This is a genomic window from uncultured Roseobacter sp. (genome assembly GCF_947491795.1).
GTDB lineage: Bacteria > Pseudomonadota > Alphaproteobacteria > Rhodobacterales > Rhodobacteraceae > Roseobacter.
Genome location: NZ_CANLKW010000002.1, coordinates 965126 through 991387 on the forward strand (window position 1 = coordinate 965126; position 26262 = coordinate 991387).

Consider the following 26262-nt stretch of genomic DNA (forward strand, 5'->3'; position numbering starts at 1 on the left):
AGATTCTGTCGACAGGGGCGGTAACGGTGCATCAGCAATCACCCGTTTTCAGCAGGATCTGTTTCCAGATCGCGACCTCATCAATCAGGGTCGTCTCACGCCGCACCCCCCGGGGGCCGAACTCCACGTGACTTACCCCCATCACATGCGTTTCACTCCCCGTAGGCATTCCATAGCGTCCCCAGCCGTCGTGGCGGCCAGTCAGGGTCCAGCGGACTGCACTGCGGGGACTGAACATGGGGTCTTCACGTCCGATCTGATGAACAATCCTGAAGTCAGCAGACGGAAACGCAGATCGCAATCCAAGCCAGAAGCGGTCAATCCCCGGGTGCCCATGAACGTCTTCACCACCGGGCAGGGACACATGGCAGGCACGGTCGTACTCTCTGCTGATAACGCCAAAATCAGCACTGAAAATCCGGCACAGAATGTCGCTATGGCGCTGCCCCCAGAGGTTGTCATTGCCCGTGCCTGAGTAAGGCCCGCATTCATCTGTCCCTGGCGTCAGTGGTGCGTCGGGGTTCCCGCCGGATATCATGTTGCGCGCGGTATCCCGGGCCGTAGAGCCCAGTTGCAGCGCGATGGCTGCATTGTCGCGGATCAGCCATTCATCCTGCACACAGTTGTTGCGGCAAAAGGTGTCAGCGATTGTGCGGAACATGACAGACCGCCCAGTGGCCGGACCAAAGGCGCCGCCCCGATGCGTGGCTGTTGACAGAATGCGGTGGGACGAGAGAAAACCCGCTTCGTCATCGCCACACCAGATCACATCCTCACCCAGCAATCGCCTGTCCGGAAACTCTGCCAGTGTGGCCATTGTGTTGGCCTTGCCCGCTGCGTTACCGCGGCTGATCCCACCGGGTGTTCGGACGATAAGACTGTCGGCGTAGTGCCAGTTTAGTGCTGCGATGTCGCGGCCTTCCCAAATGCGTGCTGTACACTTCAGGATGTAGTCGGGCAGGTCGGTGTATTCCGCGTCAAACCCCTTCATTGGTCCAGCCTTCGGGTATGCGGGCGCTGCCCCGGACAATGAGTTCGCTTTCGATCTCGACCCGTCCGTTCGGGTTGCCCGATTTTTCAACCATGCCCAGTAACATCGCCACCGTCTCTTCCACCATGCGGTTTACCGGCTGGCGAAGGGTCGTCAGATCGAATGTTTTCCAGGCCGACATCGCGACGTCGTCATACCCGACAACCGATACATCCTCAGGCACCCGCAGTTTCAGGTCGCATCGCAGCGTCTCCAGAACAGCAAAAGCCATGTGATCGTTACCAACAAAGACGGCGTCCGGGACCTCGGGGCCTTTAAACAGCTCCAATGTGGCATCTGCAGCCATGGTCCGACGGTAATGGCTGTCGATGATTGCAAAAGGCTGCATGCCGTATTCCGCTAACCCGTCGACAAACCCTCTTTGCCTGTCGCGTCCGTTGATGGATTTTTTCCACCCGGCGATATGAGCGATGCGTTTGTGTCCCCCCGCGGCCAGAAAACGCCCGGCCAGCAGCCCGCCATCGTAGTTTGACGCCGTGACAGAAGGCAGCGCACGGTCATCCTGACCCCGGTTGAACAGAACAAAAGGCATGTTCAGTTCCTGGAGCCGCGCCGTCAGCCGGTTTGACATACTGGTTGATGCAAGGATGATCCCATCCACCTGATGCGCCAAAAGCCCTTCAACAACACCATCGACTTCTTCGGCCATGTTCATGGCAAAAAAAACCATTACGTGATAGCCGCGCGCGCTCAGGTGTTCCGAGAGTTTCTCCAGCGCTTCGGCGTAAAAGGGGTTCTTGAGGTACGCGAGCACAATTCCGATGGTGTGAGACCTGCCGGTGTTGAGCGAGCGCGCCAGTGTATTGGGGCGGTATCCGAGCTCGCGCGCGGCCTCCTGCACCCTCTTTACCTTGTCGGGAGAGACACGGCTTCCAGGCGTGAAAACGCGACTGACTGTAGGCTGGCTGACACCCGCCTTTGCAGCAACATGCGCCGCCGTTATCCGCATCTCCGCCATTTACTTTGCGGCTTCGCCGTAGGGAACGTTTTTGCCGCCAAAGCGGCGGACGCGCAGATTACATTGTTCGGCGTGGCCGACAAATCCTTCCAGCATGCAGAGCCGCGATCCATAGGCCCCTATAGATGCTGCTGCCTCATCTGTCGTAATTTTCTGGTAGCTGTGCGTTTTCAGATACTTGCCCACCCAAAGGCCGCCCGTATACCGCCCGGCCTTTTTTGTGGGCAGCGTATGGTTTGTCCCGATCACCTTGTCACCATTGGCCACATTGGTACGCGGTCCCAGAAACAGCGCTCCGTAGCTGTGCATGTGCTCTAGGAACCAGTCATCCCGGTCTGTCATGACCTGCACATGCTCTGACGCGATATCGTTGGCGACTTCCAGCATCTCGTCATAGGTGTCGCAGACGATGACCTCTCCATAGTCCTGCCAGGAAACCGAAGCTGTCTCGGCCGTCGGCAGAATCTCCAGGATGCGGTCGATTTCGCTGAGCGTATCCTGTGCGAGCTTTCTGGAATTGGTGACCAGAACCGCGGGAGAATTGTAGCCGTGCTCTGCCTGTCCCAAAAGATCGGTCGCGCACATTTCAGCGTCCACGGTCTCGTCTGCGATGACCATGGTTTCGGTTGGCCCGGCAAACAGATCGATCCCGACGCGCCCATAGAGCTGGCGCTTGGCCTCGGCGACGAATGCATTGCCCGGGCCCACCAGCATATGAACCGGTTCGATTGTTTCAGTCCCGATCGCCATTGCGCCGACCGCCTGTATGCCGCCGAGGACATAAATCTCATGCGCACCGCCCAGATGCATCGCCGCGATAACAGCTGCATTGGGTTTGCCCTGAAACGGCGGCGTGCAGGCAATGATGCGTGGCACACCTGCCACGGACGCCGTGGCCACTGACATATGCGCGCTGGCGACCATTGGGAACTTGCCGGCTGGTACGTAACACCCAACCGACTGCACGGGTATGTTCTTGTGCCCCAGGACAACGCCTGGCAGCGTTTCCACCTCAATATCCAGCATGCTGTCACGCTGCGCCTGAGCAAAGTTGCGCACCTGATCCTGTGCGAACCTGATATCTTTCATGTCTCTTTCGGACACCTCTGACATGAGCGCAGCGATCTCGCCCTGGCTCAGACGAAAGCTGCCGGGTGAATACTTGTCGAATTTCTCGGACAACGCTCGGACCGCCGCGTCGCCACCGTCTTCGATTGCCCTCAGTGTTTCTTCAACCACACCGCGCACCTTTGCGTCGTCATCTGCGCGTTCGGTATCAGGCTTGCCACGTTTTAAATACTCGACAGTCATTTTTTCATCTCTTGATACGGTCACCGGTTTCGGGGTCGAACAGGTACAGATGGTCAGAATCCAGAGAAACGCTGACGATGTCGTCCTGATCCTTGCGCAGGTGGCGGTCGCCTTTCGCAATGACGCGTTGTTTACCCCATTGCACGGTTAACAGCGTGGCCTCTCCCGTGTTTTCAAATGCATAAATGCGGACATCGAGATCCCCCTCGCCCTCTTCGGCAACGCGCATATCGTCGGCACGCACGCCCAGCACCACGCTGGGGCTGTCTGGTGCCGCAACGCGAACCAGCTTTGTCCCGCCTGTTGTCACAAAGTGGCCGTCCTGGACCGACCCGTTGATCAGGTTCATGGCGGGGGATCCGATGAAGCCAGCAACAAAGAGATTTGCAGGATCGTTGTAGATTTCGTCAGGTGTTCCAAGCTGTTGAATAATGCCGTTTTTCATGACGGCGACACGGTCCGCCAGCGTCATGGCTTCGATCTGGTCGTGGGTAACATAGATTGTCGTGATCTTGAGGGCGCGGCTGAGGTGCTTGAGTTCAGCGCGCATTGTGACGCGCAGTTTTGCATCCAGGTTGGAAAGCGGCTCGTCCATCAGAAACACTTTGGGTGTACGCACGATGGCACGTGCCAGGGCGACACGCTGGCGCTGACCGCCCGACAGCGCTTTGGGCTTGCGATGCAGAAACTCGGTCAGCTCGACCTGTTCAGCCGCCTTGCGAACACGCGGTTCGATCTCGTTTTTGGGCGTGCCGCGCACCCGGAGCGGGTAGGCGATGTTGTCGAAGATCGTCATATGCGGGTAGAGGCCATAGTTCTGAAAGACCATGGCGACGTCGCGGTCGCGCGGCAGGTCATCGTTGACCACGCGATCCCCGATCCGGATTTCGCCGTCGGTCGGATCCTCCAGTCCGGCGATCATACGCATCGTCGTTGTCTTGCCGCAGCCCGAGGGGCCAAGCAAAACCAGAAATTCCTTGTCGTGGATCTCCAGTGACTGATTGTCGACGCCGATAAAGTCACCCCAGCGTTTGGTCAGATTCTTAAGCGTGACTTCAGCCATTACCCATCAGCTCCCGCTGCGCCCGGCGCGCATTTTCTGTTTCTACTCATCTGACCGCTCCCATTGTCATGCCCTGCACAAAGTATTTTCGGATGATCAGAGCGAGTACGAACATGGGCAGCATGATGATGATGCCGGCAGCACTCAGCAGGTTCCACAGATCGCCTTCTTCCGCCTTGAACAGTGCAAGACCGATGGGCAGGGTGACCGCATCCTTGTTTGTCAGGATCAGGGCGAACAAAAATTCGTTCCAGGCGATGATGAAGCAGAAAATACCGGCCGTCAGCAAACCTGGTGCGGCCATAGGCAATACTATGTTTCGGATTACCTGTATTCTTGATGAGCCATCAACCATTGCCGCCTCTTCGGTTTCCATCGGGATGCCATCGATGAACCCTTTGATCATCCAGATGGCGAACGGCATCACGATGGCCAGGTTCACCAGGATCAGCCCCAGCCGCGTATCAAGCAGCCCGATATCTCGAAACATCACAAAAAATGGCAGGATGATCACGACCGCCGGAACGAATTGCGTGGCGAGGATAATCACGAGCATTGCCGTTTCACCACGAAGCTCGAACCTGCTGAAGGAATAGGCGGCCATTGTTGCAATGGGGATCGCAAAAACGACTGTGACAAAGGCGACGATCGTAGAGTTCAGCAACTTGTCACCCAGGTAATAGGGTGCGTCAAAGACGAGGCCAAAATTTTCCAGGGTGGGCGTAAAGAACAGTTTCAGCTGGTAAACATCCACGTGCGTTTTGAATGCCGCCATGAAGATCCAGACAATCGGTGTGAGCATAATGATGATTGCAATCAGGATCAGAAAGCTCTGGAGTGCCCAGCTTATCCGCTTTTTCTGTTTTCCGGTGATGCCGCTGCGCCGGCCGGAGTTTTGCTGGTCGGACGTGGGAGAAGTTGTCATGTCTCAGTTCTTTCTGAACACAAATTTGGCATAGGCGTAGGTCAGGAAAATCATCGGGATCACCATCAGCCATGCTACCGAAGCGGCATAGCCGATCTGGCCGTACTTCATGCCGTTAAAGTAGATGTAGTGGCTCAGCGTTTGCGTGGCCGTGCCCGGACCGCCGTTTGTTAACATGAAAATCTGATCAAATGTCTTGAGGCTGAAGATCGACTTCAGGATGATTACTACCGCCAGGACGGGCGCAAGCTGGGGCAGTGTGATATCCCTGAAAACCCTCCATCCCGAAGCGCCATCGACCTGGGCGGCTTCGATCGTATCCTGCGGAACGCTTGCCAGTCCACCGATCAGAACCAGTGTCAGAAACGGGATCCAGCCCCATACGTCGGCCATCACGCAGACGGCAAAAGCCAGAACCGGATCGGCAAGCCAGCTGACATCCGCAAGAGGGGGAATGATAACGCCAAAGAAGGCGTCAAACAGCCCGAATTCCGGGTTAAACATAAAGCGAAAACTGACACCAATGAGCGCGGGGCTCATCGCGAACGGCAGGATGAGCAGCGTCTGCACGCCCGACCGGAACCTCCCACCGGGCGCCAGGAGCATTGCCAGGCCAAGGGCCAGTACCGTTGTCAGCGCGACGGTCAGAAATGTATAGACCGTCGTTACCCAGACAGAGTTCCAGAAAGCAGGTTCCTGGCTGAACGCCCAGGTAAAGTTCTCCCAACCCAGATACTGATCCAATGACCCGGGCCGGTTCAGGCGTCCAACAGTAAACGACAGACGCAGGCTTTCGATCAGGGGCCAGACTGCAGTTGCAAAAACCACAAGAACAGCCGGCAGAACCAACAGATATTTCAGCGTGTTGTCGCGCATGACACCTCCGGCATCCTGAGATCTGCCCCACCAGTTTGCGGGGCAGATTTTGGTTTAACCGGACCGCGGCCCGGTCAGGGAGGAAGGGTTATTCGATGCGACCGGCACGTTTCAGAACGCGTGTTGCCTGTTCTGCGGCATCCATCATCAACTGGCGGGTGTCTCCCCCGGCGGCAGCCTCGGCGATTGCAGCAGACAGGATATCACCTACTTCCGGCCATTCCGGGATCTGCGGCATGATGTCGGATTCCTTAAGTGACTCCCATGCGGCTTTCTGAATGCCGTCGTTTGCAGCATTCACATCGGGGTCCTGAAGCGAGCTGACGTGTGTTACCACGTTGTTAACGATTGGTTTTCCTGCCACTTCACGCTCGACAGCATTTGCCTTGTCCATCTCCGGGTTCGACAGCCACTTGAGAAATTCCCAGGCGGCATCTTTGTTGTCGGAGTATTCCGAAATCGAGAAAGGCATTGAAATTGCGTAAGTTTTTGTTGTGCCGTTGTAGGACGGCATGCCAGAAAACGCGACCTGATCTTTGGTCAGAGTGGATGTATCCGGATTGTAAAAGCCGGAGTAGGCCCACCACCAAACAGGGATCATGGCTGAATTGCCCTGCATAAAGGACTGGCGCGCATCCTGCTCGACAAAGGCGAGGCTGTTTGGGTTGGTCACGCCGTGCACAGTGTGCAGGGCGATGTAGTCTTCGGTTGCCTGTAATGCCTCTTCTGACGTCCATGCCGGCGTCCAGTCGTCATTAAAGACGTCGCCACCTGCGGCCCAGAGGAAGTTGATCCAGATGAAGAGGTTTTGACGGTTGCCGTCGTTATTATAGTAAAGAGCCAGCGGCGCGATGTCCGGGTTGGTCTCTTTCAGCTCTTTGCCGATTTCGATGACTTCCTCCCAGCTGGTGGGGGGCTCAGGGATCAGGTCTTTGCGGTAAAACATGAGCTGCGGATGTGCGCGCAGAGGAAACCCAAGTGTTTCACCTTCAAACTGTGCCGAGCGCGCAAACGCAGCCGGGTACCGGTCCATTGAAATACCGTCACGCGCCATCAGCTCATCGATCTTCATCAGCCAGTGAGAGTTGGGTGGGCCCCAGCTGTCGAGATAGTTCACAACGTCGAATGTGCCGTTGGCCGCAATGCCTTCGGCGTTGATTTTTTCCTGAAGCGACCCGAACGGGATAAACGTCCATTCTGTTTCTATGCCTGTAAGCTCGGTGAATTCATCGTCCCGCAGCATCAGCCCGTCGAACTGCGGGGTGACAACACTGAGGATGTTCAGTTTGGCTCCCTCAAAAGGTTTGCCCTCCAAAAGGTTGTATGGAACGTCTTGTGCAGAAACAGAAAGCGGGGCGAGCAGCATAGTCGCAGCCGCCATTCCGGTCATAAGAAAATTTCTTTTGCGCATCATTTCCTCCCTCGTGATTCGCAAACTTCAGGTTGAGCATAGGATTGCAAGAATACGTATTCAACAAATTTCAGAATTCGTTTGTGATGACCCCGCCGGCGAATGCACATGCGGGAGAGAAAAAAAATCGCCGTGGCCTGCGCCAGGGTGTACGCAATCCCTGATCGGGCACATCAGCAATAACGGCAGATATCAGGGCCCGCTGGTATATCCCGTATCAGGGGGGAAGCGCATGAACGAACGGTTCCACCTGCAGTGCCAACCGGATGTCAGTAATCCTCGCCGGCGTATTGATTGGGTACGTTTTCCGCCTTTTGGTCGCCGATGAATTCCGCCCAGTCACTGCCGGGTCGCCAGATAGACTCCATGATTTCGAATGCCTGCTCATCTGACACCTCGTTGTTGGTTTTGGCGTAGCGGTAGAAAAACGCGCTGACCCTTGCATTGTAGATGCAATGCACGTGAATAAGCTTGTCGGAATTGGCCTCAAGAACGCTCCTGAAGTCTTCGAAATTCTGATCGGTTGGATTTTCAAAATCGACAGGAATGTGGATGTACACCATTCCAAGCCTGGCAACAGTTTCGGCTTCGGTTTCGAGAGCCCCCTCACCATGTCCTGGACCCGTGTTGACGATATGTGTCACACCGAGGCGCTGAATATCTGCGAGTTGCAAAGCGTCAGGTTGTCCTGAAGTCGTCAGGCGCGCATTAATGCGCCGCCAGTTCAGAATATCGTCGGGGTCTTTCATGTCGCCCTCCTTGCTTCAAACGTCAAAATCGGAACAGGCAACATGTGCTTTTCTGTAGCGCTCTGTTGACGCTGGAAACTTCGAAAGCTTGCTTTTCGGCCGCAAGGGACGGCTTGCGAAGTTGCCACCACAGTTGGGGCAAATGTTGGCAAACCTCTGCTCAGCGCAGCTTTTGCAGAAAGTACACTCAAATGAGCAGATCACAGCGTCTGTCGAGGATGGTGGCAGACCCCTGTCACAGCACTCGCAATTTGGTTTTAAAATCAGCATATCATCATTCCCTGCAATTCGGTTTGTAGACTACCCGCTTACCGTCTGGCAGGAATGACAACATGACTGCAAAAACGGCCAAAGTGAGACTTCAGCATATGAATCCTAAGCTTGTCGTTTTTGTTGTGTATCCGGACATAGTGCTGTTGGATCTGGTTGGTCCGTTGCAGGTGTTCTCTCATGCGCCAGATCCGAAAACGCAAGAAAACGGGTACAAGTGTGTAGTTGTGTCGGTAAATGGCGGATCAACTGAGACGAATACCGTCGTCTCAATCCCCAGCCAGCCGGTCTCTGAAATTGCCGGTCACCACATCCACACGTTGATTGTCGTCGGCGGCGACGGCGCGATACCTGGCATGCGTAACGAACGTCTTGTTGACACTATCAGGACGCTGGCTGCCCGTTCAGTGCGCGTGTGTTCCGTTTGTTCCGGTGCGCTGGTACTCGCAGCCACTGGTTTGCTGGATGGCAGACGTGCGGTAACGCATTGGGATGATTGCAGGATGCTCGCAGAAGAATTTCCCAGAGTTCGCGTTGAACCTGATCCGATTTACATCAAGGATGGTGATGTCTGGACATCTGCGGGTATTACGGCGGGCATCGACATGGCGCTGGCGATAGTGTCCGAGGATTTGGGGCGGCACTCTGCAATGGCTGTCGCCCGATCGATGGTCGCTCAAATGGTTCGTTCTGGCGGGCAATCGCAATTCAGTCCGGCTCTGGGGCGACAGGCAATTGACGGCGCAGGGCGTTTTGAAGCTTTGCATGCATGGATTCAGGAAAACCTCGATGCGCCCTTGCCCGTTGAGACCCTGGCGGACAGGGCCGGCATGAGCGCGCGCAATTTCTCGCGTATCTATTCAAAAACTATGGGGATTACGCCGGCCAAGGCGGTCGAGGCTATGCGGATCGAAAAAGCACAGGACCTGTTGGCGGCGAGCTCTATGAGTATCAAGCAGATCGCCACGGAGTGTGGTTTCAACGGAGAAGACCGTATGCGCCGCGCGTTTGTCAGGGCTATGAATTTGTCACCTTCCGAATACCGGCAGAACTTTCAGATTTCGTGACGGGATTGTAGATGGGTGTCCGCACCGTTTCTTTGCGCATACGGTCCGTCGTTTCCATCCCGGATCTGGTGGAAACCGCGGCCCATCAGCTTTCGAGAATGTTCATGTGATTGAGCAGGTTGGGTACGGGGCAATCAGGACGTTGAAACGGTGATCCGGGTGTGGTGGTTCAATGCACCCGACGGATTGTTTGCTTTCAGGTCTGGCGCTGATGGCGAGGCCCGGCTTTCTACCAACGGCGGCTCCATTTCAGCGGCAAGTCAGTCGTTTCACCAACAGGAATGTAAACTCAAAAAGTTTTATACTGCTTTGATGATCAGATTAAAAACGGCTGGCCGGGTTTCTTGCTGGACATCAGTAACGTTCTCTTTTGGGTGTATGCCGGGAGCAACATCCGGACCAATTTCAGCCGATCAATGATAGCCAGTCTGTGTATCGGGAAACTGACTGAACCCAAGCGACTGGTGACACTTCAGCATCACTGAGGAACAACAGAGTTATTTGCCTAAAAAAGTGCCGGAACTATTTGGACAAAAGACGGTCGGGGGATTTCTGTTGACTCGCTGGAGAGTTTCAGCTTCCGTACCAATCTGTAATTGGTTCGCCTTTTTGTTGGGAATTGTCTACAGGAAGACTCTGTGCCGAACATAATTCAAAACAGAACGTCAGCTGCTCAGAACGGCGCGCAGGCTCACGCGATGGAGCTGGTGGATCTTTCACTACGCTTTCGCGGTCAGCCAAATGACGTTGTCGATCAGGTTTCTCTGGCCGTTGGGCAGGGGGAGGTTCTGTGCGTCGTTGGCGAGTCGGGATGCGGAAAGAGCGTAACAGCCATGGCCCTGATGGGGCTTCTGTCTCCGGATTATTCCATAATTTCATCTGGAAACCTGAATGTTGGAGGGATATCCTTTGATCTCACGCGTGATGCTCTGCCGCGTGAGATGCGCGGTAGCCGCGTAGCCATGATTTTCCAGGAGCCGATGACGTCTCTCAATCCTGTGTTCCGGATCGGTGATCAGATATGCGAGGCGATTCTCAGTCACGGTAACGTCAGCCGTTCTGACGCGATGGCGCGCGCCGAAGAAATGTTGAAGCGCGTTGGAATCGCAAACCCTGCGCAACGCCTGTTTGAGTTTCCGCACCAATTGTCCGGTGGTATGCGGCAACGTGTAATGATTGCAATGGCTCTGGCCAACGATCCACAGGTTCTCATCGCGGATGAGCCGACGACCGCGCTCGATGTGACAATACAGGCTCAGATTCTCGACCTTATCCGCGACCTGCGGGATGACACCGGTATGGGTACGATCATGATTACTCACGACCTTGGCGTCGTTGCGGAAATTGCTGATCGTGTGGCTGTCATGTATGGTGGGCAGGTGGTTGAGCAAGGTCCGGTTCGGGACGTTTTTGAGAACCCGCAGCACCCCTACACAATTGGCCTGATGAGTGCCATGCCACGGTTGGATCGCCCGGGTGGCCGGCTGGCTATTGTTCCGGGGACCGTGCCAGCCATCTCCAATATGCCGGATGGTTGCCGTTTCAGAACGCGATGCGCCTTTGCAACATCCGAATGTGAACGCCGCCCCGGGCTGTCCGAATTTGCCGCGCAACACAGCGTCGCCTGTCACTTCGCGCCTCTGGAAGAAAACATCGGGGTTACAGCATGAGTGATCAGGTCATTCTGCAGGCCATCGATGTCGTCAAACACTTTGGAGGCGGCGATGGTTGGCTGACGCGCGCCCCGGTTGTCCAGGCTGTGGATGGCTTATCGTTCGACGTCATGCGAGGCGAAACATTTGCAATCGTCGGCGAAAGCGGTTGCGGGAAATCGACGCTTGCGCGGCTTTTGATGCGCCTCCTGAGCCAGACCTCCGGCGATGTCCTGTTCGAAGGGCGCCAGATCAGCTCTGTCGAAGGAGAAGAGCTTCGAAAGCTGCGCCGGGACATGCAGTTTATCTTTCAGGATCCGTTTTCATCGCTGAACCCCAGGATGACAGTGGGCAAACTGGTCGGTGAGCCGCTGGAAGTGCATGCACCGGAACTGTCCGCTCGGGAGCGCCGCTCAAAAGTGGCGACGCTGCTGCGGCAGGTCGGTCTGCGTCAGGAACATGCTGACAGATATCCGCATGAATTCAGTGGCGGGCAGCGGCAGCGTGTTGGCATTGCCAGGGCCCTGGCATCCGGTCCGAAGCTGATCATCGGTGATGAACCCGTTTCAGCGCTCGACGTGTCCGTTCAGGCTCAGGTTATAAACCTGCTTGGGGATATTTCCCGTGAGCTTGGGCTGACACTGGTCATAATCGCTCATGATCTGGGAGTGATCCGGCACATGAGTGATCGCGTGGCTGTAATGTATCTTGGACGAATCGTTGAGATTGGTTCGACCGAAGATGTGTTTACGGACCCAAAGCACCCTTATACCCAGGCTCTGCTCGCAGCAATTCCGTCGATGGATGGAAAGAGGACGGATCATAGTGCAACTGTGAAGGGCGAAATGCCCAGCCCGTCTGATCCTCCTTCTGGTTGCCGCTTCCACACCAGATGCCCCTATGCACAGGATCGGTGCAGATCAGAAACGCCGCATCTGAGTCCCGGTGCCCGGCGGTCTCATCAGGTGGCGTGTCATTTTTCGGAAACACTGGAACGCCCGGCGTCGCTTGTTGCGCCAAAACCGAGATCAGAAACTGTTGAAGCCCGTTTTGCGCTGTACCGCGCGGCGACAGAGGGCGGAACCGTAAAGCATTTAAAAAACCCAAATCAACACCAACAGACAGAGAGGACCTGACAATGTCACAACTGAAAAAGGCCATGATCACGGCACTGGTCGGCGCGACTGCGCTGACAGCAAGCCCGATTTTCGCCAAGGATCTGCGGATTGCATTGCAATCTGACGCCGATGTACTGGACCCCGACCAGTCGCGGACGTTTGTAGGCCGGATCGTCTATGCGTCCCTGTGCGATAAGCTTGTTGATATCACGCCGAACCTGGAGATCATTCCGCAACTGGCGACATCCTGGACAACTTCTGACGACGGCACCGCGGTCACAATGCAGTTGCGTGAAGGTGTCGTGTTCCATGATGGCACACCCTTTAATGCAGAGGCGGTTGCCGCAAACATTGAACGCTCGCAAACACTGGATGAATCGAGGCGCAAATCTGAACTTGCCTCCATCACCTCGACAGAAGTCACGGGCGAATACGAAATAGTACTGAGTCTGGCAGGGCCCGATGCGACGCTTATGGCGCAGCTTGCGGACCGTGCAGGTATGATGATCTCTCCCACGGCGGCTGCGGCAGCAGGTGCAGATTTCGGTCTCAATCCCGTTTGCTCAGGCGCCTTCAGTTTTTCTGAGCGTGTGGCACAGGACAAAATCGTTCTGACCCGGTTTGACGACTATTGGAATGCGGAAGCGATCAACTTTGACAGCGTTACATTCCTTCCGATCCCTGACACTACAGTACGACTTGCGAACCTGCAGTCTGGTGATATCGACATGCTGGAACGCCTCGCAGCCACAGATCTGACCCAGGCACGGGGCGACTCCGGTATTGTTGTCGAAAGTGCTGTTTCGCTGGGATACCAGGGGATTACCTTTAACATCAACAATGGTGCACGCGGCGACAACCCCTGGGGCAATGACAAACGACTGCGCCAGGCTCTCAGCTATGCAATCGACCGCGAGGCGCTAAACCAGGTGGTCTTCGATGGTGCTTTTGCCCCGGGAAACCAGTCGTTCCCGTCTACGTCCCCGTGGTACAACCAGTCTTTGCCGCTTGAGGGCCGTGATATCGAAAAGGCGAAAGCACTGCTTGCTGAAGCGGGCTTTGCTGATGGGCTGGAACTGGAAGTTCAGGTGCCAAACTCCACGGAACCGCTTGCCGTGATGCAGGTCGTTCAGGCAATGGCCGCAGAGGCCGGTATTGATATCAAACTGACGTCAAAAGAGTTTGCGACCCTTCTGGCAGATCAGTCTGCAGGCGACTACACCGCAAGCCAGATCGGTTGGTCTGGGCGCGTCGACCCTGATGGAAACAACCATCAGTTCGTCACGACAAACGGCGGGATCAACGACTCCAAATACTCAAATCCCAAAATGGATGAGTTGATGGACGCTGCCCGCGTTGCCGGATCAACGGAGGAGCGCAAGGCGCTCTATGACGAAGCAATGACAATCATGCTGGACGATCTGAACCGGGTTTTCCTTTACCATGTCAATTGGATCTGGGCTCACAACGCCAGCATGAAAGGGTTCACACCCTATCCGGATGGCATGATCCGTCTTGAGAACGTCACCTGGGAAGAATGATCTGAACCCGCCTTCGCCAGCGAAGTGCTGGCGGAGGCCTGCAAACTGAGGCTGTAGTATGCTGGCGTTTCTGCTCAGACGCATTCTGATTGCCATTCCAACTGTTGTGATCATTTCGATCATGGTTTTTGGTTTGCAACACCTGTTGCCCGGTGACCCCATCCTTGTCCTTGCGGGAGAGGAACGCGATCCCGATGTTCTGGAAGCGCTGCGCGAAAAATACCGTCTGAACGACCCTGTTCCCGTGCAGTATATAGCGTGGGTTGGGAATGCATTGCAGGGTGATCTGGGTGTTTCGCTGCGCACCAATCAGCCGGTAACAGAGCTGATGGCTGAGAAGTTGCCTGTCACAATTCAACTCGCTTTTATGTCCATGGTTTTCGCGCTCGTCATTGGTATTCCGGCTGGTATCCTGTCGGCCGTAAAAAAGGGAACTGCTACGGACTATGTCGCGAATGTTGTGGCTCTGTCTGGCCTTTCCATTCCGAATTTCTGGCTGGGGATCATGCTGATCCTGCTGGTGTCAGTAAAGTGGCAGCTGTTGCCTGCATCCGGGTACGTGCCACCGTCTGAAGATTTGTGGCAGTCGGTACGAACGATGCTGATGCCTTCGTTCGTGCTGGGAACGGCCCTGGCAGCGACACTCATGCGACACACAAGATCGTCCATGATTGGCGTACTGAGCGCAGATTACGTGCGTACGGCGCGGGCTAAAGGGCTGCGCGAAAGGGTCGTCATTCTAAAACACGCATTTCGAAACGCGCTCACACCTATCGTGACCCTCACGGCTTTGCTGTTCGGCGAACTGGTAGCCGGTGCGGTTCTGACGGAGCAAATTTTTACCATTCCCGGTTTCGGCAAGCTGGTTGTCGACGCGGTGTTCAACCGCGACTACGCCGTCGTACAGGGTATCGTCCTTGTCACCGCTGTCGGATTTATTTTCATGAACCTCTTCGCGGATGCCATGTACTACGTGCTGAATCCGCGGCTGAGGGGGCAATGACATGACGCAGTCTGCAACCAATCCCCCGGTTGGGGTTGATCCCGTTACCGAGACACGTCAGCAAAGCCGTGTCTGGAAGAAGTTCAGAAGTCACAAAAGCGCTGTGGTCGGCGGTGTTCTGGTCGCTTTCTTTGTTCTGATTGCGATTGCTGCACCTCTGCTCCCGATCCCGGATCCTGCAGCAACAGATTGGGGTGCGGTACGCAAGGCACCAAGCTGGGATCATTGGATGGGCACGGACGAGATCGGGCGCGATGTGCTGTCGCGGTTGATATGGGGGGCTCAGGCCTCGTTGCTGGCTGGTGTTGTATCTGTAGGAATCGCCGTCCTGTTCGGTGTTCCGCTGGGTGTCGTTGCCGGATACTTTGGCGGCTGGACAGACGCGGTTATCTCACGCTGTACCGAAGCGCTCCTAGCGGTTCCGTTTCTTATTCTCGCAATCGCGCTGGCTGCGTTTCTGGGCCCTTCGCTTACCAACGCCATGATCGCCATCGGTATCTCAGCAACACCGATTTTCATACGTCTCACCCGGGGACAGGTTCTGAGTATCAAGGCAGAGGACTATGTGGAAAGCGCCCGCGCAGTTGGTCTGCAGACACCCAGAATATTGTCCCGGTATATCCTGCCGAACGTGCTGCCACCAATTCTGGTTCAGGCAACACTGACCATCGCCACCGCGATCATCGCAGAGGCTTCCCTTTCTTTTCTGGGACTGGGCCAGCAGCCGCCCGCACCAAGCTGGGGATCAATGCTGAACACAGCCAAAAACTTCCTGAACCAGGCGCCCTGGATGGCAATGTGGCCTGGCTTGTCGATCTTTTTTGTTGTGCTCGGTTTCAACCTTTTGGGCGACGGCCTGCGCGATGCGCTTGACCCGCGCGAACACTGATCGGGAAGTTCCATGACAGGATTTACAACCCGACCAGAGATCAGAGGCACCTTTGGCGTGGTGACCTCGACACACTGGATAGCGTCTGCCGTGGGCATGAGCATTCTGGAAAAGGGAGGAAATGCTTTTGATGCTGCAGTTGCTACAGCGCTGACGCTTCAGGTTGTTGAACCACATCTGAACGGACCTGCAGGTGACATGCCCGCGATCATCCGTTCGGCGAAAACCGGTCGGGTCGAGGTGCTGTGCGCACAGGGCGTTGCGCCCGAGGCCGCGACAATCGACCATTACCGGAAAAAGGGGCTGACGCTGATTCCTGGCTCCGGTTTGCTGGCGACGGTTGTACCGGGTGCTTTTGACGGCTGGATGCTGATGCTGCGCGACTACGGGACGATGACACCGCGTGAGGTGATGCAACCAGCAATCGACTACGCCCGGGATGGACATCCCATCCTGCCGCGGGTGGCCAATACTATCGCAGGCCTGCAAGATTTTTTCGAAACTGAATGGCCGTCCTCAGCCAAGGTCTGGGCACCCGACGGGGTCGCGCCAGCGCCGCACTCATTGTTTCAAAACCCCGATCTGGCGCAGACCTACGACCGCCTTGCATCGACGAAAGGTGAAACACGTAAAGAGCAGATCGACGCCACGCGCGCTGAATGGCGGGAAGGTTTCGTTGCGAACGCAATTTTTGAGTACCTCGCGGACGCCCGGGTCGTGGACGTGTCCGAGGGCAGACATTCTGCTGTCCTGTCGCCTTCAGACATGGCTGCCTGGCGGGCAAGCTACGAAGAGCCACTGATTTATGACTATCATGGCTGGTCGGTTCACAAAACGCAGGCCTGGTCCCAGGGACCGGTGTTTCTGCAGGCGCTGGCCATCCTGAAAGGGTTTGATCTGGGAGCTATGGACCCCAGCGGAGTGGAGTTCGTGCACACGGTCGTTGAAGCCATGAAACTGGCTTACGCCGACAGGGAAGCGTATTACGGCGACCCTGACTTCAGCGAGATTCCCATCGATGTACTGTTGAGCGATGACTACAACAAGGAGCGCCGCCGCCTGATCACTGAAAAGGCATCTTTCGAGCAGCGTCCCGGGCGCATCAGGGGTTTCGAGGCCCAGGCGGACGCGTACATCGAACGGGCATCGCGCGATTTCAACGTCGGTCCGGTTGAAGCGCAGGAACCGACCATGTCGCACCTTACGGAAAAACGTGGTGACACCGTGCATCTGGATGTCATTGATCGGTGGGGAAACATGGTGTCAGCCACGCCTTCGGGCGGCTGGCTGCAAAGCAGCCCGGTCATACCAGGCCTCGGTTTTGCACTTAACTCCCGGGCGCAGATGTACTGGCTTGAAGAAGGCCTTCCAACCTCGCTTGTTCCCGGCAGCCGGCCCAGAACGACACTGACGCCAAGCTATGCTGAAAAGGACGGTACACAACTGGTGTTTGGCACGCCCGGTGTTGACCAGCAGGACCAGTGGCAACTGATATGGTTCCTGAGGTTTATTCATTTTGGCATGGGTTTGCAGCAGGGTATGGATCAGCCCCTGTTTCACACAATGCATTTCCAGAGTTCGTTTTTTCCAAGAGAGGTCAAACCGGGTGAAATCATGATTGAACCAGATATAGGAGATCAGGTGATCGCCGGGTTGCGTGCGCGCGGCCACAAAGTGACAGTTGCCGAGCCATGGACTGTTGGGCGCCTGACTGCGGCCATGCGCGAGCCCTGCGGTACATTGCGTGCTGCTGCCACGCCGCGCCTGATGCAGGCATATGCGGTGGGCCGATGACGTTTTCCCTGATCGCAAAGGACGCCGATGGCAGCATTGGTCTGATCGTTGCCAGCAAGTTCTTTGCCTGCGGCGCTGTCGTGCCATTTGTTTCTGAAAAGGCTGCGGTCGCCAGCCAGGCGTTCTGCAATCCCGTCTGGGGCACCGAGGGGCTGGCGCGCATGGCAGCGGGTGAAACGGCGCAGAACGTCATTGATGATCTGACAGCCCGGGACCGAGGGCGCGCAATCCGGCAGGCTCATATGCTCGACATATCAGGACAGTTTGCGGCCTATACCGGCGGGGATTGCGTCGACTGGGCTGGCCATCAGATCAGCGGGGACCACTCTGTTGCGGGCAACATGCTCGCCGGCCGGCAGGTTATCGAAGCCACATCGGAGGCCTACTCTGGCGGGGCCAACCTGCCTTTTGCGGAGCGTCTTATCAGGGCGATGCAAGCAGGCGAGGCTGAAGGCGGCGACAGGCGGGGCAGGCAGGCCGCAGGTCTTGTGATCCACCGCGGACAGTCTCATGCCTGGCTTGATCTGCGGGCAGATGATCACGCGGATCCGCTGGGAGAACTTTCGCGGCTTTGGGATGTCGCACAGGAGCGGTATGTGCATTTTGCAAAAGGTATGCCAGATGCTCAGCGGTTTTCGGGCTATCCCACACGCGAGGGCATTGATGCGGATATCGCACGCGCTGAAGCCGAGCGTATTGCGGCGGGACGGCCCAGCAGATCGCATGCAGTAGAATATGAATAGTAACTCGGATCGCTGACAGAATATGGACCGGTCGTCTGCAGTCATGGGAAACAAGATGAACGCAATGCCATCAAACGGCCTGCCACAGCAGGTGAGAATGCGCCTGCTGGAACTGATCAAATCCGGAGACCTCGGATCGGGCGGGAAACTGCCCACGGAGCGCGCGCTGGCTGATCGTTTTGGCGTGGGTCGGCGTTTTGTACGGCAAGCGCTTGATGCGCTCGAAACCGAAGGACTGGTCTGGCGCAAACAGGGCAAAGGAACCTTCGCAGGCCAGCCTTCCGATCCGATCGGGGATCTGGCTGCAAAGATAACAGGTGAGACAAACGCCCTGGAAGTCATGGAGGCACGACTGTGTATTGAGCCCGAACTGGCGGCTCTTTGTGCCCGGCGGATGCACGCAGAGGAAGTAAAACGGCTGCGGATGCTGGCACAACGTCAGTGGGAAGCCACCGATGCGCAGGCGATGGAGCTATGGGACGGATCACTGCATCGCCTGATCGCCCAGTGCGCGCGCAACCGTCCGTTGCTGACGGCTTATTCAATGCTGGACAAGATACGTTCCAATCCTGACTGGGTCAGTTTGCGGGCCAAAGCCCGTACAGAAGCATCCCTGCAGGTCACCCACAGCGAACACACAACGATCATCGATGCAATTGAAGCCGGCCACGAAGATGCGGCGCGGCTTGCAATGCGCGACCATCTCCAGACACGATTTGAGGCGTTGAGCGGCGGACCGGGTATTCCGAATGATACCCCGGACACTCTGATCACAAAGTAACGGATACAGAAAGGAAACCGAATGCCAGTCCGCAACAGATTTGCCGAGCTCCATCCGGAAATCACTGCATGGCGACGCGACCTGCATGCCCATCCGGAACTGCAATACGACCTCCCTCGCACGGCATCGTTTGTAGCCAAAAAGCTGAGGCAATTTGGCTGTGATGACGTGGTGGAGGGCATCGGGCGCAGCGGCGTGGTTGCTTTGATCCATGGACAGAAAAACGACAGCGACAGGACCATTGCGTTCCGAGCCGACATGGACGCCCTGCCGATTATTGAAGCGACGGGCGCGGAACACGCCTCTGCAATACCGGGTCGGATGCATGCCTGTGGCCACGATGGGCATACGGCCATGCTGCTGGGTGCGGCGCAGTATCTGGCTGAAACCCGAAATTTTGATGGCCGCGTTGCCCTGGTTTTTCAACCCGCGGAAGAGGGTGGTGCCGGCGCGGAAGCGATGATCAGGGACGGCCTGATTGAAAGTTTCGGAATCTCCGAGATCTACGGTTTGCACAACTCTCCCCTGCTGCCGCTGGGACAGTTCGCGATCCGACCGGGTGCGTTTTACGCCGCGGTAGACAGTTTCCATATTCACGTCAAAGGCCGGGGTGGGCACGCTGCACGACCAAACAATACAATTGACACAACGCTGGCAGCATCGGCCATTGTTATGGCACTGCAGTCGGTTGTGTCCCGCAATACAGACCCGCAGCAACCCCTTGTGGTGTCCGTTACATCGTTCAGAACCGAAACCGATGCCTTCAACGTCATCCCTGAGAATGCTCGGCTGCGCGGCACTATCCGCAGTTTTGACCCACAAGCGCGTGCCGCTGCGATTGAAAGAATAGAAAATCTCGTATCCCTGACTGCGCAAAGTTATGGCGCTTCGGCAGAGTTCGGTTTTGACGAGGAACCCTACCCGGTCATGGCAAACCATGAAGCTGAGACACAGCATTGTATCAGCGCGGCACGTCAGGTTGCGGGTGACTGTATAACCGACGCGCCCCGAACGACGGGCGGTGAAGACTTTGCCTACATGCTCCGGGCGTGCCCCGGCGCTTACATTCAGTTGGGCATTGGCAAAGGGCCCGGGCTTCATCATCCTGAGTATGACTTCAACGACGACGTGATCCCCACGGGCTGTTCCTATTGGGTCAGCCTCGCCGAGCAGAGGCTACCGACATGATTGTTGAGGCGAGCCCGGACAACTGCCATTGGGGTTATTTCGACGCAACGCGCGATCCGGTTGCAACCATCGACAGCGGGTCAGAAGTCACAATCAAGACAGTCTCAGGTGGGCCGTCGATGTTGCCTGCAGACGGTTTCCATATTCCACCAGAGCTGCTCGCCATCCATGCCATGGGAGATGCATCAATAACTGGTCATATTCTGACAGGCCCGGTGGCAATCAAAGGGGCGATGCCGGGCGACGTACTTCAGGTAGACATCCTCGATGTCCGGCTGCGGCAGGACTGGGGTTACAATGTCATCCGCCCGCTCGCCGGTACCTTGCCACTCGATTTCACTTCGCCCTGTCTGACGCACATTCCGCTGGACGCGAGCGCGGGCACAGGGCAGATGCCATGGGGCTCAACGCTGACCTTGTCGCCGTTTTTCGGCGTGATGGCAGTTGCTCCGCCGAGAAGCTGGGGCCGGATTTCGACCATTGAGCCACGTGCACATGGTGGCAATTTGGATAACAGGGAGCTTGTCGCAGGGACGACTCTCTTCCTGCCTGTCTTTGAAGAAGGGGCGTTGTTTTCCTGCGGAGATGGCCACGGCGCGCAGGGGGACGGCGAAGTCTGTGTCACGGCAATCGAAACCGCTTTGACAGGCACGTTCCGTCTGACGGTGCGCCGTGATCTGGATTTGTCATACCCCGAAGCGGAAACCCCAACGCACTTCATTACAATGGGCATGCATGCGGATCTGGATATTTGTGTGGAAATTGCACTGCGCCGTATGATTACATTGGTTTCCAAGGGCCTGCAAATCAGCCGGGAACAAGCCTATATGCTTTGCTCACTGGCTGGTGATCTGCGGATTACCCAGACCGTGAACCGTGAAAAAGGTGTGCATATGATGATGAGCAAAACGCATCTGAAAACAGATACGTGAAGGTTTCTGCGCGAGAGCGAACAGATAAATGGACGAGCCACCGTAACGCGTTTGTTTGCTATTCATTGCTCCAGGTTCGTTCTTTCCATAATTCTGGGAGGCGGTTGTAATGCTCCATTACGGCACTGCTTCTTTGAATGGCCGGAAATGGTCGGAATCTGAAGCGTGCTCCCGGGCGCGGAGCTGATTGCTGCACTGGACGTGTACTACAAACTTGATGAGCGAGTGACTTTGGTAAAATGCGCTTCCAGGCCACATCAAAGCCAAAAGAACGTTCGGCAGGTGACAGCAATTCCCGCTGTACTCAGTCCGGACAATCTGACCCTTATTCCACCTGAAATGCGGCGAGTGATCGGGGGACGTTGTACCTGCGTCCGAGTTGGCTTGTGAAACAGCGCCTGTCGCCCGGTGTCTGAATTGTGTAAGCCCAGGACGCATTATTGCGGGCAGTTTGCAGCAGGTATTCTATCGTTGCGGCGAGAAGCGGACTGTTTCGCTGCGCGCTCTACCCGCTGATCCGGAGATTTCTATGGGCCCGTTTCAGGAGTGCTTTCCTCTGGCCGGAAGACATGTGCCAACCGCCAGCCCTGATTGTTCGATGACTTTTGCACGTCCCTAACCGGTTTCAGAATTCGTCCCAGCCGCCGTCGTCAAGAGCGAGATTGCCTTCGACAACCGGAACAGTTGCCGTTTTTGCAACAGAACGTGCGGTGGGCGCCGGCTTTGCCGTGGGTTTTGCGGTTTGATTTGCTTCAGTCTTGAAGCGTGACGTAGACAGTTTGAGACTGTCCGCTTCATTCGAAAGCAATGCTCCGGCTGCTGTCACTTCCTCAAATGACGCCGCCTGCTTTTGCGTATTTGTATCGATCTGAGCGACAGCGCTGTTGATTTCAGTGATACCGTGTACCTGTTCTGAAATTGCTGTGGATATCTGTTCGATCCCCTGCGAAACGCCAACCACACTGTCCGAGATTTTTTCGAGCGATTCCTGAGCGTTCGTTACTTTTGCAACGCCTTCCGAAACAGCATTGTCACTTCGGGCAATAACGTCATCAATCTCCTTCGCCGCTTCGCCGGCGCGCTGGGCCAACTGGCGCACTTCAGATGCAACCACGGAAAAGCCACGTCCAGCTTCTCCTGCGCGGGCGGCTTCGACACCGGCGTTCAGCGCAAGCAGATTAATCTGGAACGCAATGTCATTGATTACTGTAACAACCTTGGCAATTTCCTTGGATGCGTCTGCGATGCGTGACATTGCTTCTGCGGCATCAGCCGCCACGACACTGCTGGATTTCGCTGTTTCGCTGGCGCTGCCAGCATTTTTGTTCGCATCTGTTACATTTTCACTGACCTGTTTGATACTCGCCGTCAGCTGTTCCAAGGCAGCGGAAGTTTCTTCCAGTGAAGCCGCGTTTTGTTCAGCCTGTTTCGAAAGTGAATCCGAAGTGTCACGCAGTTCGCCGGAAGACGAGGCCAGGTTGGAAGCGCTTTCACCTATCTCTCCGACAAGTGATTTCAGGGCGAGTATCATGTCGTTGGTATTGTTCTGCAGGTCGCCGAACTCACCTTTAAAGTCCCCATCCATTGTCTTTGTCAAATCGCCTTGAGCGACCAGTTCCAGCGTCCTGCGCGCGGCTTTCACACCCTGTGCTACGCTTTCGACAAGCGTGTTTACACTCGCTGCAAGCGTTACGAGTTCTTTGTCTTCGAAATCGAGATCGACGCGCCCGGAGAAATCTCCGTCAACTGCCTTGCTTACGACCGCCTGGATCGAATGCTGCAACCGGACCGCTGTTTTCCGGCGCTCTTCTGCCAGTGCCAGGTCTTCTTTTTCTTTTTCAGCAGAAGCTGCGGCCTGTTCAGCTGTCTTTTTCGCGGCATCTTCGAGCTTGCGTGCATTTTCTGCGTCCGCCTCAGCCAGCTTCACGACTTTTGCAGCGTTCTCCTGAAAGACCTGTGTGGCCCGGGCCATATCGCCGACTTCGTCTTTTCTGTTCTGCCCGGCAATTTCGACGTCCTGCTCGCCGTCAATGATTTTCTGCATTGCTGCTATGATGTTCTGGATGGGCTCCGCGATGCTTGCTCCGGCCCTGGTTGCAATCCAGATCCCCGAGCCGATGGCGATCACCAAAAAGAGGCCGATTGAGATGTTTGCCATAGTCTTTGCGGACTGGAGATTGGCGGATCTGACGCCAAGCAGTACTTCTTCTTCTGCGCCGAAATCGGCCATAAGCCCGCGGAAGGCATCAAAATAGGCTTTGCCGCGCGCCTCGGCGACAAACGCGACCAGGTCTTCCATTGAATTGTCGGTGCCCACCGTGCGGCGCATTGCGATCTGCACGTCGGCAACCTCGGTTTTCCATTCACGTATCGTCTGCTCAGCGCGGCCCAGCCGCTCTACCTGGCCGGGGTTGTCTGATACGGTTGCCTGCAGATCTGCCAGGCCCGCGAAAATCCGCTTCTCACCGGATACATATGGTTCAAGAAAGTTGTCCTGCCCGGCAACGAGAAAGCCGCGCATTCCGGTTTCCATGTCCACCGCTGCGGCGACAATGGCGTTTCCCTTTGCCAGGGCCCGATGCGTGTGATCGACCCAGTGCGCATTGTGTGAAACGAACTGGAGCGAAACGATCGCAATCGTGCCTACGATCGCGATGAATGCTATGGGCACTGCAAGGACGGACAGGATTTTCTTTTTGATCGAACTGTCTTCAAACCATTGCAAGCTCACGGAACGCTCCTTTTTAACACACCTGAGGGTTGGCCTTAGCAAGCCAGACGGTCAGCTTCTGACTGCGAAGTGTTAAGAATTGGTTTGCAAAGGCCTTGCATACCAGCGGGGTGTTGGTGCGGGTTAACCTGTGCGCAGGCATTCGGGTTCCGGCAGGGACATCAGGGCGGGTGTGTCACCCTGTCACTTTCAGTCTATGGCTTTGTCGCAGAATCTGTTGCGTTTTACTGCTAATACGCAGGCCGGCCTGTGCGTGCTCCTGACAGGTTCAGCACTGTCCGTCCGCAAAGCTGCTCGACTCTGTGAGTGGCCGCTGCGAGTGTTTACACAAAGATCGCAGGCAGGAGAAAAGACTCAATGTTAAACAGATCAGATGTGGCCGAGCAAATCGCACGAAGCGCAGGAGCGCTCGCGCTGGACTATTTCCAAAAGCTGAACACGCTCGTGATCGAGGATAAGGGGCCGCAGGATTTCGTTTCAGAGGCTGATAAAGCTGTTGAACTGCACGTCCGTGCCGGAATTGAGGCCGCATTTCCGGAAGACGGCATTGTGGGCGAAGAACATGCCCCGAAAACTTCCTCTTCAGGCTATACGTGGATCATTGACCCGATTGATGGAACGACAAACTTCGTTACAGCAATTCCGGTGTGGTGCGTGGTTATCGCCGTTGTTTGCGACGACAAAGCGCAGATCGGTGTGACCTATGATCCGATCCATGATGAGATGTTTGTTGCGACACGTGGTGCCGGTGCAACGCTGAATGGCGAACGATTAGTGTGCAATTCGGATACGGCCATTACCCGCGGCTCCGTCAGCACCGGGTACTGCAACCGGATCAGTGCAGAAACCACGGTACGCGTTTTGCAGGGGGTAACGAGCCGGGGAGGTGTTTTCCACCGCAATGCGTCTGGTGCCCTGTCTCTGGCCTATGTGGCAGGAGGTCGGCTGATCGGATACCTTGAAGAACACATGAATGCCTGGGACTGCCTTGCCGGTCAGCTTTTGATCTCGGAGGCTGGCGGACGCGTCGAAGAGCAAAGTGCGGATGACATGATTGCAAATGGCGGTCGCGTCGTTGCCGGGAGTGCAGGTGTGTTTGATGATCTGATCGAAATAGCGAATGAAGCTTATGGCGCCTGATCCGCGGGCAGCAGCACGGGGCCGATACTGTCCAGCCCCACGGTGATCTGCGCTCCGGCTTCCAAAGGCGTGTCGACGTCTTCGCTGACGGCAAAAACCTCGCCGAAGCCTGCATCCAGTGTGTATTCCATACGGCTGCCGACATAAGTTGCCTTGGCCAGCGTCATTGGCATGCCGGTCCTGGCACCAAGCTTCAGCCGCGTGGGACGGACGGCAAGCGCTGCGGGGCCCGGCCCCAGACCGCGTGCGGGCAGAGAATGGGCAAAATCCCCGATCCGAATGCTGGCCGTGCCTTCTGACACTTCAAGGATTTCGCAGGGGATAATGTTTGCCTCGCCGATGAAATCCGCAACAAACCGGTCCGCCGGGGCATCGTAAAGCTCCCGGGGGCTGCCAATCTGGGCAATGCCGGCATTGCGCATCACGACGATCTCATCCGAAACAGCGAGAGCCTCTTCCTGATCGTGCGTTACATAGACGACTGTCAGGCCGAGGTTCTGCTGGATATCACGGATTTCTTCGCGCACCTGCCGCCGCAGCTTTGCATCAAGGTTAGACAGGGGTTCATCAAAGAGAAGCACCTGAGGTTCCAGCACGAGTGCCCGTGCAACGGCCACTCGCTGTTGTTGACCACCAGACAGCTCTGAAGGCAGCCTGTCGCCGTAGCCTTTCAGCCCCACCAGATCAAGACCCTGCTGTGCCCGTGCGCGCGTCTCTTCTTTGTCGTAGCCGGAAAAGCCAAGACCATAGGAGACGTTCTCCATCACCGACATGTGGGGAAAGAGCGCATAGCTTTGAAAAACCATCGAGACGTCGCGGTCGGTGGCGGGCAAAAGCGTCACGTCACGATCACCGATATGGATAGACCCATGTGTCGCCATTTCGAGCCCGGCAATCATCCGCAGCGTTGTGGTTTTACCGCAGCCCGACGGGCCCAGCAGGGTGACAAGCTTGCCCGCTTCAATCTCCAGGTTGATATCATCCACAGCCACGACGTCCTTGCCGTAGACTTTTGTCACGTTGCGGAAACTGACGGGGGCGGCTTTGGAATTGATACTCATGAGGCGTC

General features: G+C 56.2%; 23 protein-coding genes. 12 read left to right on the forward strand and 11 right to left on the reverse strand.

The window, feature by feature from the left end:
• Window positions 1-31: 31 nt before the first annotated feature.
• The 9 genes from Q1A34_RS11735 to Q1A34_RS11775 all read right to left on the reverse strand — a co-directional run bounded on the left by Q1A34_RS11735 (window position 32) and on the right by Q1A34_RS11775 (window position 8614).
• Complete coding sequence (locus tag Q1A34_RS11735) at window positions 32-991, reverse strand: nuclear transport factor 2 family protein (RefSeq protein ID WP_300033961.1); 960 nt, start codon at window positions 989-991, stop codon at window positions 32-34.
• The gene (locus Q1A34_RS11740; RefSeq protein WP_300033963.1) at window positions 978-2009 is read right to left on the reverse strand and encodes a LacI family DNA-binding transcriptional regulator; all 1032 of its coding nucleotides are present in this window, start codon (window positions 2007-2009) and stop codon (window positions 978-980) included. The genes Q1A34_RS11735 and Q1A34_RS11740 overlap by 14 nt, the downstream gene beginning before the upstream one ends.
• A complete protein-coding gene (gene hisD / locus Q1A34_RS11745) occupies window positions 2010-3320 on the reverse strand; it encodes a histidinol dehydrogenase (protein WP_300033965.1) in 1311 nt (436 codons plus the stop codon).
• A 4-nt stretch (window positions 3321-3324) separates the two neighbouring features.
• On the reverse strand, window positions 3325-4383 hold the full coding sequence (gene ugpC, locus Q1A34_RS11750; protein WP_300033967.1) for a sn-glycerol-3-phosphate ABC transporter ATP-binding protein UgpC: 1059 nt from the start codon (window positions 4381-4383) through the stop codon (window positions 3325-3327).
• Window positions 4384-4429: 46 nt separating this feature from the next.
• On the reverse strand, window positions 4430-5308 hold the full coding sequence (locus Q1A34_RS11755) for a carbohydrate ABC transporter permease (RefSeq protein ID WP_300033969.1): 879 nt from the start codon (window positions 5306-5308) through the stop codon (window positions 4430-4432).
• A gap of 3 nt (window positions 5309-5311) precedes the next feature.
• Window positions 5312-6184: a carbohydrate ABC transporter permease gene (locus tag Q1A34_RS11760; RefSeq protein WP_300033971.1), complete on the reverse strand. Its 873-nt coding sequence runs from the start codon at window positions 6182-6184 to the stop codon at window positions 5312-5314.
• A gap of 88 nt (window positions 6185-6272) precedes the next feature.
• Window positions 6273-7595, reverse strand: a complete 1323-nt coding sequence (locus Q1A34_RS11765) for a sugar ABC transporter substrate-binding protein (protein ID WP_300033973.1) — start codon at window positions 7593-7595, stop codon at window positions 6273-6275.
• Between the two features lie 269 nt (window positions 7596-7864).
• Window positions 7865-8344, reverse strand: coding sequence for a protein tyrosine phosphatase family protein (locus Q1A34_RS11770; RefSeq protein WP_300033975.1), 480 nt, complete (start codon window positions 8342-8344; stop codon window positions 7865-7867).
• A gap of 15 nt (window positions 8345-8359) precedes the next feature.
• Window positions 8360-8614, reverse strand: coding sequence for a DUF1272 domain-containing protein (locus Q1A34_RS11775; RefSeq protein WP_300033977.1), 255 nt, complete (start codon window positions 8612-8614; stop codon window positions 8360-8362).
• Between the two features lie 62 nt (window positions 8615-8676).
• Between Q1A34_RS11775 and Q1A34_RS11780 the strand changes: the two genes are divergently transcribed.
• The 11 genes from Q1A34_RS11780 (at window position 8677) to Q1A34_RS11830 (ending at window position 21322) form a co-directional block, all read left to right on the forward strand.
• A complete protein-coding gene (locus Q1A34_RS11780; RefSeq protein WP_300033979.1) occupies window positions 8677-9681 on the forward strand; it encodes a GlxA family transcriptional regulator in 1005 nt (334 codons plus the stop codon).
• A 596-nt stretch (window positions 9682-10277) separates the two neighbouring features.
• Complete coding sequence (locus tag Q1A34_RS11785; protein WP_300033981.1) at window positions 10278-11351, forward strand: ABC transporter ATP-binding protein; 1074 nt, start codon at window positions 10278-10280, stop codon at window positions 11349-11351.
• The gene (locus tag Q1A34_RS11790) at window positions 11348-12469 is read left to right on the forward strand and encodes a dipeptide ABC transporter ATP-binding protein (RefSeq protein ID WP_300033983.1); all 1122 of its coding nucleotides are present in this window, start codon (window positions 11348-11350) and stop codon (window positions 12467-12469) included. Before Q1A34_RS11785 ends, Q1A34_RS11790 begins: the two co-directional genes overlap by 4 nt.
• Window positions 12470-12471: 2 nt before the next feature.
• Window positions 12472-13992, forward strand: coding sequence for an ABC transporter substrate-binding protein (locus Q1A34_RS11795; protein WP_300033985.1), 1521 nt, complete (start codon window positions 12472-12474; stop codon window positions 13990-13992).
• A 58-nt stretch (window positions 13993-14050) separates the two neighbouring features.
• On the forward strand, window positions 14051-14995 hold the full coding sequence (locus Q1A34_RS11800; RefSeq protein ID WP_300033987.1) for an ABC transporter permease: 945 nt from the start codon (window positions 14051-14053) through the stop codon (window positions 14993-14995).
• Between the two features lies 1 nt (window position 14996).
• A complete protein-coding gene (locus Q1A34_RS11805) occupies window positions 14997-15884 on the forward strand; it encodes an ABC transporter permease (protein ID WP_300033989.1) in 888 nt (295 codons plus the stop codon).
• A 12-nt stretch (window positions 15885-15896) separates the two neighbouring features.
• Window positions 15897-17678, forward strand: coding sequence for a gamma-glutamyltransferase family protein (locus tag Q1A34_RS11810; RefSeq protein WP_300033991.1), 1782 nt, complete (start codon window positions 15897-15899; stop codon window positions 17676-17678).
• Window positions 17675-18421 (forward strand): DUF1028 domain-containing protein, encoded by a 747-nt coding sequence (locus Q1A34_RS11815; protein ID WP_300033993.1) that lies wholly within the window; start codon window positions 17675-17677, stop codon window positions 18419-18421. The genes Q1A34_RS11810 and Q1A34_RS11815 overlap by 4 nt, the downstream gene beginning before the upstream one ends.
• Window positions 18422-18464: 43 nt before the next feature.
• Window positions 18465-19202, forward strand: coding sequence for a FadR/GntR family transcriptional regulator (locus Q1A34_RS11820; RefSeq protein ID WP_300033995.1), 738 nt, complete (start codon window positions 18465-18467; stop codon window positions 19200-19202).
• A 21-nt stretch (window positions 19203-19223) separates the two neighbouring features.
• Entirely contained in the window at window positions 19224-20390 is a 1167-nt protein-coding gene (locus Q1A34_RS11825; RefSeq protein ID WP_300033997.1) for a M20 aminoacylase family protein, read from the forward strand.
• Window positions 20387-21322, forward strand: a complete 936-nt coding sequence (locus tag Q1A34_RS11830; RefSeq protein ID WP_300033999.1) for an acetamidase/formamidase family protein — start codon at window positions 20387-20389, stop codon at window positions 21320-21322. The genes Q1A34_RS11825 and Q1A34_RS11830 overlap by 4 nt, the downstream gene beginning before the upstream one ends.
• A gap of 625 nt (window positions 21323-21947) precedes the next feature.
• On the opposite strand, the gene Q1A34_RS11835 is transcribed toward Q1A34_RS11830, so the two are convergent.
• Window positions 21948-24053, reverse strand: coding sequence for a methyl-accepting chemotaxis protein (locus tag Q1A34_RS11835; RefSeq protein ID WP_300034001.1), 2106 nt, complete (start codon window positions 24051-24053; stop codon window positions 21948-21950).
• Window positions 24054-24410: 357 nt separating this feature from the next.
• On the opposite strand from Q1A34_RS11835, the gene Q1A34_RS11840 reads away from it, so the two are divergent.
• Window positions 24411-25193 carry an inositol monophosphatase gene (locus Q1A34_RS11840; RefSeq protein WP_300034003.1) on the forward strand — a complete coding sequence of 261 codons (783 nt, stop codon included), beginning with the start codon at window positions 24411-24413 and terminating at the stop codon, window positions 25191-25193.
• Here the strand turns inward: Q1A34_RS11840 and Q1A34_RS11845 are convergent.
• The gene (locus tag Q1A34_RS11845; RefSeq protein ID WP_300034005.1) at window positions 25181-26254 is read right to left on the reverse strand and encodes an ABC transporter ATP-binding protein; all 1074 of its coding nucleotides are present in this window, start codon (window positions 26252-26254) and stop codon (window positions 25181-25183) included. The genes Q1A34_RS11840 and Q1A34_RS11845 overlap by 13 nt on opposite strands.
• Window positions 26255-26262 lie beyond the last annotated feature (8 nt).